The sequence below is a fragment of the Pseudarcicella hirudinis genome (genome assembly GCF_900115665.1).
In the GTDB taxonomy this organism is placed as follows: Bacteria; Bacteroidota; Bacteroidia; order Cytophagales; family Spirosomataceae; genus Pseudarcicella; species Pseudarcicella hirudinis.
In genome coordinates, this window is the sequence record NZ_FOXH01000017.1 from 147,552 (window position 1) to 154,876 (window position 7,325).

Here is a 7,325-nt window from a genome sequence, read left to right on the forward strand (position 1 = left end):
ATCAAATCCGACTATTATCAGGCAGTCTGCCATTATCCAAACAAGCCCATCAAATCCGTTTTCGAAAGTGATTTGAAAATTGAGGTATCTGTTTTAATTAAATCATTAGCCAATACCTTCTTTGATTCCTGCAAAGTCATCATTTTGGATTCTACGGTATTCGGGCAAATTAACCTTACTGCCACTACTTTCTTATTTTGCCCGATCCGGTAACTTCTGTCGATTGCCTGATTTTCCACTGCCGGATTCCACCAGGGATCAACCAGGTAAACATAGTCAGCTTCCGTCAGGTTCAGACCTGTCCCTCCTGCTTTCAGACTAATCAGGAATACCCTGATTTCATCTTTTGTCTGAAAGTTATCTACCTTTTTTGCCCTGTCTTTGGTTTGTCCGGTCAGGTATTCAAAAGGAATATTTCTTTCCTGTAATTTCTCTCTGATCAAATCGAGCATGGTCACAAACTGAGAGAATACCAGGATTTTATGACGAGGCGATTTATTTTCAATCTCTTCCAGCAATGTATCAATTTTAGAGGAAGAGTCACTCAACCGTATTCCTTCCTGCAACAATGCCGGAGAATCACAGATTTGTCTAAGTTTTGTTAATCCCTGCAAAACATACATGCTGTTTTTAGAAACATCCTCTTCCGATTGCAGGGAGATAAATTCCCGGAACTCTCTTTCATAGGAATCATATATTTTCCTTTGCTTCTCTCCCATCTCACAATAGATTATCATCTCAGTTTTGTCGGGAAGCTCCGTAGCAACCTGTTCTTTGGTCCTTCTTAAAATAAAAGGATTTACTTTTTTCTGCAATTCTGCCGCTCTTCTGCTATCCTTAAATTTATCAATAGGCATCGAATAAAGATCCTTAAAGTATTGTTTACTGCCCAAAAGCCCCGGACAGGCAAATGAAAGCTGCCCGTAGAGATCGAAAGTATTATTCTCAACCGGTGTGCCCGTCATCACGATTTTATTACGGGACTGCAATAACCTGACTGTCTTATAGCGCTGTGATTCAGGGTTTTTAATCGCCTGCGATTCATCCAGAATCACATAATTGAACTGATATTCTTTCAGGAAACGAATGTCTGACTGTAAAGTACCATAGGAAGTAAGAACAATTTCATACTCGTCAAAATCCTTGCAATTTCTCATCCTGTTCGACCCATATATGGTAAGTAGTCTGATTGATGGGGCAAATTTTGCCACTTCATCTTGCCAGTTGAAAATTAAGGAAGTTGGTACAACTATCAGATTGGTATTACGTTCAACTTTTGCTCTTTGCGAAAGGATAAAAGCTATAATCTGAACCGTTTTACCCAAACCCATATCGTCAGCTAAACAGGCCCCGAATTCGAAATTGTCCAGAAAATTCAGCCAGTTTAAACCCTGATGCTGGTACTCACGTAAAGTCGTTTTCAGGTCTTCAGGAACTGTAACATGGCTGATAGCCGAAAAATCTGAAATTTTTGACTGCAAAACAGCCAGTTCATTCCTGGTTTCAGTGGCCAGCACTTCCTCTTCATACATTTCTGAAATAGATGAAAAGTTAATTTTCGGGGTTCGGATTTTTTCTTCCACCACTTCCCCTGACTGAAAATAGCGGGCAAATTTTTCTATCCACTCTTCGGGCAAAATACCTAAAGTTCCATCATCCAGCTGAACAAATTTACTCTTGTTGCGAATCGATTTATGCAGGTGTTTCAAAGAAGCATTTTGTTGACCGAACTTCACATTCACCGCTGTATCAAACCAATTGATCCCACTGGTAACTTCAATTGAGATCCTGGCTTTATTCTGATTGAATCTGTTGTTTTTCAATTCATTAAATCCAAGAACGGTTATTTCCTGGCTCTGCCATTCTTCAAAAGCTTCAAGAAACCAGTTTTCATCCAGAAACCTTTCCCTGGGCAGATAAAAGCAGTCATTGTTAAGCTGTTCTGCAAAATCAGGGTGCTGTCTCATCAACGTGGTTGTAAACTTCACTTCCGCTTCATTATCCCTTTCTACAGTAAAAACATTGCCATTAGCATCATTTGCATAAATCTGTTTTTTAGAAAAAACAGGAACCTCCACATTTCCATATCTCATCACCGGAGTGATCTCAACATAATGCTCCAGATTCTTCAAATAGATTATTCTTTCGGTAGAATTATCAAAACCTGTTTCCTCCAGCTGTTCGGGCGTGGCAGGTTTCAGGTATGCATATGTAATCCGGATTTTATCTTCTAACCTTGAAAGGATTGTTTCTCTGAATTCTTCAAATCTGGATTCATGAATCAGAATTTTATGATTGTTTTTCTTGAAAAACTCAATGATCCGCAGTACATCAGGATTATCAATCAGGTACAATATCTGGTTGATGAAGATAAAATAATGATACCTGATCTGAAGGTGTTTCAGTTCATACGATTTATCATTAACAATCAGTTCTCCGCTTACTTCATAAAAGTTATTTTTCAGATTCACCAGCAGACGGATATCTATCAGCAGAAATTTTAACTGAACCGGTACGATTGAAGTGGAAGTAATATTTACCGAAATGTTTGTATCGTGGAAATAAACATCTAAATCCAGTGGGTTTCTTACCAATGCTTTTAATCCCTCAATGTCTGATTCCGATTTATCCGTATTATAATTGTTCTGAAATTTCGAAACAGATGTATAAAACTTAATTTCTTCACTTTGGTCTGTTTTCCAGATAAAATCAAAAGGACTTACTTCCTTCAAAGGGTTCTTCAATTTACCATCACGGGTTTCCGGTGCCTGGTACAATTCAATGTTAAGGTGATCGTAATACCTGTGCTTTGCAAAGACTAATACCGTTTTAATATTTTCTTTCCGGGGAAAACGGGTTACTGACTGAGGAAGCAGATTTTCTTCCAGGTAGTTATTCATTTGAGGATTGACCGGTAAAAGCTCTTTAAGTCTCGGCTTAATTTCTACGGACTTATTGGCATATTCGAGTTGAAAGAAACTGTCTAAATTCTTTTCATTTTCCAGTCCATAATCAATCGCAGCTTTTCTGATTTTTTCGTACCGCAGCCTCTCATCAAAGAAAACCCTGATTTCATTTCGCTGGATTACATTAAACAAAACCTGAGTCTGGTGTTCGCAAAGTTTATTTTTAAGGGCTTTACAAGGGCAAGTGAGAATCAATTTGTCATCAGTCTGTCTGATCTCTACCTCCTTAGGCGCAGTCATTCCTGACAGATTTGAAAATATGGCAAAATCAAGGTCAATTACTTGTGGTAAAAGATCGAAATAACCTCTTTGATCGGTAGAGATCTGTTCTGAACTATGTTGAAAAATGACAAAATTATTAATTGCTGAAATGTTCGTGTTGGCAAAAACATAATCTGCAGGATGAGATAAGCTGGTATTAACCGTGTCAGTTTGTTTTTGCGGCTTCAAGGTCTTGTCATTTTAATGTTTCCTGCAAATTTCTGCTTTATTTTCAAATCATGTGCAGATTTAATAAAAGTAACGCAGGGAATTATCAATTCTTTTGTGTGGTAGCGTATAAAAATAAAAACTCCCTCCTGACGAATGTCCTGAGGGAGTTTTCAATTTTATAGCTGAATAGCCGGATATTACATCATTCCGCCCATTCCACCGCCATGTCCATGACCCATTGCCGGAGCTTCAGCAGCAGGTTTGTCGGCAATTACACATTCAGTAGTCAATAGTAAACCTGCGATAGAAGCAGCGTTTTCCAAAGCCAGACGTGTAACTTTAGTAGGGTCAATAATACCCGCAGCTAACATGTTTTCGTATTTATCTTCACGGGCATTGTAACCGAAGTCACCTTCTCCTGCTTTAACAGCGTTGATTACTACTGAACCTTCACCACCAGCGTTAGCTACGATTGTTCTCAAAGGAGATTCGATAGCCTGACGGATAATGTTGATACCTGTAGTCTGATCATCATTGTCTCCAACTAAACCATCCAAAGCACCAATTGCACGGATCAAAGCAACTCCACCACCTGCTACGATACCTTCTTCAACAGCAGCACGTGTAGCGTGAAGAGCATCATCAACACGGTCTTTCTTCTCTTTCATTTCTACTTCAGTAGCAGCACCGATATAAAGAATAGCAACACCACCTGACAATTTAGCCAAACGTTCCTGCAATTTCTCACGGTCATAATCAGAAGTAGTATTCTCGATCTGTGCTTTGATCTGATTTACACGGCCAGTGATATCTTCTTTCGAACCAACACCATTTACAATTGTAGTATTGTCTTTGTCGATAAGAATTTTCTCAGCCTGTCCTAAATATTCGATAGAAGCGTTTTCTAATTTGAATCCGCGTTCTTCTGAAATTACAGTACCTCCGGTAAGGATAGCGATGTCTTCCAACATAGCTTTACGACGGTCACCGAAGCCAGGAGCTTTTACAGCAGCAACTTTCAATGCACCACGGATTTTGTTTACAACCAAAGTAGCCAATGCTTCTCCGTCAACATCTTCAGCGATGATCAACAAAGGACGGCCAGTTTGTGCAACACCTTCCAATACCGGTAATAATTCTTTCATTGAAGAAACTTTCTTCTCAGAAATAAGGATGAACGGACGATCTAAATCCGCTTCCATTTTCTCAGTATTAGTTACGAAATACGGAGATAAATAACCACGGTCAAACTGCATACCTTCTACAGTTTTCACTTCTGTTTCAGTACCACGTGCTTCTTCAACAGTGATTACACCTTCACGGCCTACTTTCTCCATTGCATCAGCAATCATAGAACCGATTGTAGAATCAGAGTTTGCAGAGATTGTAGCAACCTGAGCAATCTGCTGTGAAGTTTCGATTGCTTTAGACTGAGTTTTCAATGAAGAAACAACAGCAGTAACAGCCTTATCGATACCACGTTTCAAATCCATTGGATTTGCTCCGGCAGCAACGTTTTTAGAACCGATTGTATAGATAGCCTGAGCCAGAACAGTTGCAGTAGTAGTACCGTCACCAGCCTGATCAGCCGTTTTAGAAGCTACTTCTTTCACTAATTGAGCACCCATGTTCTCAACAGCATCTTCCAATTCAATTTCTTTCGCTACTGATACACCATCTTTAGTGATTGAAGGTGATCCGAATTTTTTATCGATAATTACGTTACGACCTTTTGGACCTAGAGTTACTTTAACAGCATTTGCCAAAGTATCTACACCCTTCTTCATTTTCTCACGGGCTTCCGAGTCAAAAAACAATTCTTTTGCCATCTTTTATAAATGATTTTGAAATTTAATGTTTGATTTTTAGATAATGATAACCTTTGACGAACAGAACATTTTAGTTTTGTATTAATCAGTAATTATCTTTTTCTGAGATTGTACGGTTAGACACCGCGGGATAATTAAACAATCGCGAAAATATCGCTTTCACGCATAATTAAATAATCTTTTCCCTCAACCGTGATTTCAGTACCTGAGTACTTGCCATACAAAACAGTATCGCCAACTTTAACGGTAATCGGCTCATCTTTTTTTCCGGCTCCAACAGCTACAACTGTTCCTTTTTGTGGCTTTTCTTTTGCGGTGTCAGGAATGATAATTCCGAATGCGGTTTTTTCTTCAGCGGCAGCAGGTTCAACCAGAACTCTGTCAGCCAACGGTTTGATACTTACTGTTGACATAATTTTTTGTGAATGATTGTTATTTTTTTATTTAAATTTTTAGGTCAGTCTTTCAATCAACAATTTCACACGACTATCCTGAATGTCTGAAATTCTCAAATCACGACATTCTGCTAATCCTTCATCGTTAATTGACAAATCCTAACTCCTCATATTCTGTGCCAACGCTCCAAAAACGGTAAAATTGTCAGTTTTCTCTGACAATTTGAACTATTTCATGAGCGTTTATAAATAAACATGTCAGTTTTGAAATTTGTCTTTTCCAAATTTGGCATATTCCTTAAATATTCTAACTTTAAGAATAGATGCCGGACTGAAATAAAAAAGTGGTTCTCCTTTTGTTAAAAACAGATAAAATACGTCGTTTAAACCACTCCGGAATACTTACATATTTCTTAACTCATAACTAATCACGCCTATGAAAACGCTCGAAAAAGATTGGCTTACCCAAGGGATGATTGACTTTGAATACAAAAAATATATTTTACTGGCCTATTTACAAGGGGTCAAAGGTAATTTTAATCATAAGAAGTTATACCCTGACTTATCAGATGTCAACCAACATTATCAAAACTCCAGGTTTTTCAGGGATTCTATTAATGCTTTGTATGCCAATTTCCCTAAAAGGATTTCCGGTCTCAATACTGACAATATGAGCATAGAATACTCGATGCCTGAGCTTCCCAATAATGAATATCTGTCAGAAATTGAAGCTATTACAGAATATGCTCTTCCCCGTTTTGAATATATTCTGAAAGAAGGCAAAGAAATTTCTGATGAAGTAGAAAGCAATATTACCATTGCGCCGATAGGTATTCTGCCTATTTACCGGAATGAGGGCTATCTTTTCCTCAATGAATCAGGTATTAACGAAATAAAGATTTATCAGTATAACCTGACTATTTTCGAAAATAATCATGAAAAGCACCGGGCAGTTAAAACCTATTACCTCGAAAGTGTCAGAAGAAGTATTTCAAATACGATAGAAAACGTAAAACTCGATATTGTCAGAAAATACAAGCACCTGCCAAATCCGGCTGCTTATGTGGTAGAGTCAAAATATGTATTGCCTTTAGAAGAAACGCTTTTACCGATTATCAAGAAAAAGGTGGTGCCATATCTGGTTGCCTGATAAAGGAAAAAACTGACACTATTAACACTTCGAAGCTGCCTTATGGCAGGATTCTTCCCAATAACATCTAAGATTACTGCACAAACGATTGTGCAGTAATCCCTTTTATTCTTCAATTACCAGTATCTCTGTGTTTTCTTACCATACATCAAAAAATTCCTCATTTTATCATGAAAAACTCAATAAAATGAGTTGTAAATTTTGGTATTTTAATTTTTAAACAGAAATTCACTTTTGATAAGTTGGTATTCTGACTTTATCCTTCAACACACCAGTTAAACTTATTCAAAACTAAAAGTTTAATTAATAATGTTGAAGTTTTATAGCTTGATTCTACTTCTTGTTATTTCTCCTTTCGGGGAAAGGGTGCTTTTGGCCCAGAGCAATTTCCCTGTCAGTTGCAGCCCCTATTTGTTGCCTCAGTATAGCCTCAACTGGAGTGCCTTAACCTCTTCCAATAATTTCCTGAAAGTTACTCTGGTACTCAAAGATGAAAAATATCAGAGTGGGATTGTTCCTGTGTTTTTACGTTTCAGGTTTGAACAGGCTGGTT

Annotated in this window: 5 protein-coding genes; 2 read left to right on the forward strand and 3 right to left on the reverse strand. The window is 37.9% G+C overall.

The annotated features are described in order from the left end of the window. Nucleotides 1-32: 32 nt before the first annotated feature. The 3 genes from BM179_RS22165 to BM179_RS22175 form a co-directional block, all read right to left on the reverse strand. Complete coding sequence (locus BM179_RS22165) at nucleotides 33-3,416, reverse strand: DEAD/DEAH box helicase (protein ID WP_092019365.1); 3,384 nt, start codon at nucleotides 3,414-3,416, stop codon at nucleotides 33-35. A 179-nt stretch (nucleotides 3,417-3,595) separates the two neighbouring features. Then, on the reverse strand, nucleotides 3,596-5,227 hold the full coding sequence (gene groL, locus BM179_RS22170) for a chaperonin GroEL (protein ID WP_092019366.1): 1,632 nt from the start codon (nucleotides 5,225-5,227) through the stop codon (nucleotides 3,596-3,598). Nucleotides 5,228-5,361: 134 nt separating this feature from the next. After that, a complete protein-coding gene (locus BM179_RS22175) occupies nucleotides 5,362-5,640 on the reverse strand; it encodes a co-chaperone GroES (RefSeq protein WP_092019367.1) in 279 nt (92 codons plus the stop codon). Nucleotides 5,641-6,058: 418 nt separating this feature from the next. On the opposite strand from BM179_RS22175, the gene BM179_RS22180 reads away from it, so the two are divergent. Together BM179_RS22180 and BM179_RS22185 are read left to right on the forward strand one after the other, a co-directional pair. Beyond that, the gene (locus BM179_RS22180; protein WP_092019368.1) at nucleotides 6,059-6,772 is read left to right on the forward strand and encodes a hypothetical protein; all 714 of its coding nucleotides are present in this window, start codon (nucleotides 6,059-6,061) and stop codon (nucleotides 6,770-6,772) included. A 309-nt stretch (nucleotides 6,773-7,081) separates the two neighbouring features. Further along, a partial coding sequence (locus BM179_RS22185; RefSeq protein WP_143095297.1) for a hypothetical protein occupies nucleotides 7,082-7,325 on the forward strand: 244 nt, incomplete at its 3' end.

Excerpts from the sequence above, each read along its gene's own strand:
- groL (WP_092019366.1), bottom strand. The coding sequence starts at position 5,227 with ATGGCAAAAGAATTGTTTTTTGACTCGGAAGCCCGTGAGAAAATGAAG.
- BM179_RS22175 (WP_092019367.1), bottom strand. The coding sequence starts at position 5,640 with ATGTCAACAGTAAGTATCAAACCGTTGGCTGACAGAGTTCTGGTTGAA.
- BM179_RS22180 (WP_092019368.1), top strand. The coding sequence starts at position 6,059 with ATGAAAACGCTCGAAAAAGATTGGCTTACCCAAGGGATGATTGACTTT.